Below are 2036 nucleotides of genomic sequence, written 5' to 3'. Positions count from 1 at the left end.
TCTGGAAAAATTCCGTCACGTATGTTTTCCAGATCTTTCAAAAGCCTCTTTAGCCATTCGATGTCTGAATCGATGTCGCCTGGTACGTGATGCTTCTTACGGATGGTGATCATGTCGTTGTCCTTTGCGAGTTGTTATCTGGATAAAAAATCACGCTTTGACGCAACACTACGCAAATCAGAGTCAGGATCAGGCCCGACTCCGATGATGGAATAGATCTCGCTGCTGCCGAGGTCACCTTTCTCAATCAGGGCATTTACAAGCCGATCAAGGACATCGCGGCTCTCTGCAATCAAGCCTTTGGCGCGCGCGTATTGTTCTTGCAGGATTTGTTCGACGGAAGCCTGGAGCTCTTTGTCATGTCGCAACATATGGGCGACGTCATCGACATCATCCGAGGTTAACCAGCGTAAACTCGATCCCAGGCCATAACTCGTCTGCAACTTCGCCGCGATGATGGTTGCTTTGTGCAAGTCAGAATCGTGCGTACCACCAGAGCCAGAGGATTTGTTGCCGAGAATTACCTCTTCAGCGGCGCTGCCTGCGAGTGCCCGGCAAATGGCGTTATTGTAATTATCTGCGATCGCCTCACGTCCTGATATCTCTTCGAATCGGGTCCAGCCGATCCCGGCATCGACGCCGAAGGTGTTCTCCTTGACGATCATTCTCACCACGTAGAGACCGCCAAGCAGGACACCGACAATCGCGTGGCCGGCCTCATGAACGGCGCAGCGTCGCCGGATGGTGTCGTTCACTGTCTGTTGCGGCGGCAGCTCATTATAGAGGTCGCTGTATTCGATCTCCTTGCCTCTACGCCTTGCCCGTCGACGGGCATCTCGAACGAGCTGCTCCAGTTGAGCACCGCTCCAGCCCTCGGTCCGATACGCGATCACATCCATATCCAATTCTGCAAGATCCTGCTTAAGGTGGAAGCGGAGAATGCCTTCACGGGCTGTGGGGCCTGGCAAAGAAATCTCTATATGCCGATCGAGCCTGCCCGGCCGCAACAGCGCGGTGTCAATCAGTTCGGGGTAGTTGCAGGCTCCGACCACGACAACGCCTTCGCGCCGCGCACATCCGTCAAGACATTCCAGCAGACTGGCGACCACTTCCGTGGAATAGTGCGCAGAGTCCCCTGTGAATGTTTCACGATCGCCAACCGCGTCGATCTCATCGATGAAAAGGATGCTCGGAGTATTCTTTTGGGCATCTTCGAAACTGTCATGCATGGCGCGCAGAAGATCACCCAGGTGTCCACGTGCCTGCCATTTCGCTAGCGATGCAGTTACTAAATTGACGCCGCAGGTGCGCGCCAGAGCAGCGGCGAAGGTAGTTTTCCCCGTTCCGGTTGGACCACTGAGCAACAGTCCGCGGTCCACGTCGAGCCAGTCAATTTTACCTGCCCGCCAATCCGCGATGTCCTTTGCCAGTTCATGGCCCCAGTCTGCGGCTTTATTCATCCCATGAAGATCAGAAAGCAGAGGAGCATCGGAGTGAGCCAATGCGTGTTTACGCGCGCGAACGCCATTTATTGCTGCGATCGACTCTGCTATTCGCCGTCCCCTCCGTAGGGACATCTGGATTGACCGCAGCGAAAGCGAACTTAGAAAACTGGCATCCTCATCGTTGATATCCTGGTCCAAGCATACTTTACCTGCGGCACGCACATATTCCGGTAGAATGGGAGAAGTATGGATGATGGAATCGGCGGACAAAATATAGCTTTCAGGAAGCTCGTCGCCCTTTGCTGTTAGGTAAATAAACTGGTCGCCGTTCTCCAGCAGATTGAAAGCGAACTCGATTGTCTCTTGGCCACTTTTATCCCTCGTCTTCACTTTAATGCGCGCATTATCGAAGACCACACGACTGCGGCCATCTTTGGGATGTCCAATAAATTGCATCGCCTCTTTGAAGATTTCAATGTCGCCGCGAGTGGGGACGATGACAATTAAAACGAAGGATTCGCCGGCCCATAAAGGTGCTAGGCCCCGGCACGATTTTACCAGCGAACAATATGCGAGAAATGTCGCAGGTGA

1 protein-coding gene is annotated in these 2036 nt (G+C 53.5%); it reads right to left on the bottom strand.

Annotation, left to right across the window (positions count from 1 at the left end; all coding sequences use genetic code 11):
- Positions 1-134: 134 nt before the first annotated feature.
- Positions 135-2036: AAA family ATPase (locus FHS21_RS30315; protein ID WP_183665856.1), on the bottom strand; the 1902-nt coding region annotated here is incomplete at its 5' end.

It is taken from the genome of Phyllobacterium trifolii (assembly GCF_014192095.1).
GTDB lineage: Bacteria > Pseudomonadota > Alphaproteobacteria > Rhizobiales > Rhizobiaceae > Phyllobacterium > Phyllobacterium trifolii.
This window is presented reverse-complemented; position numbering and strand designations above follow the sequence as displayed.